General features: G+C 61.4%; 1 protein-coding gene. It reads right to left on the reverse strand.

What is annotated here, in order from left to right; all coding sequences use genetic code 11:
• Positions 1-249: alcohol dehydrogenase catalytic domain-containing protein (locus RMT89_RS44630; RefSeq protein WP_315889469.1), on the reverse strand; the 249-nt coding region annotated here is incomplete at both ends.

The raw sequence follows: 249 nt of genomic DNA on the forward strand, positions 1-249 counted from the left end.
GCTTCAGGCACATATTTTCTTCATCGGCCAGACAAAGCTCGCACTTGCCGCAGCCGAGCCACGGATAGACCAGCCGCACATCGCCGGCTTTTACGCCCTTTGCATCCGGCCCAAGCGCGACGACGTCGCCGACGGTTTCATGCCCCATCGTCAAAGGCAGCGAGACACAGCGATCTGCACATCTGGCAGGGCGGCTATGAACTCGGTCATGGCCGCAAGCCGCTGTCGCTGAAGGATCGCGGTGTCTCG

It is taken from the genome of Streptomyces sp. P17 (assembly GCF_032436805.1).
Classification (GTDB): Bacteria; Actinomycetota; Actinomycetes; order Streptomycetales; family Streptomycetaceae; genus Streptomyces.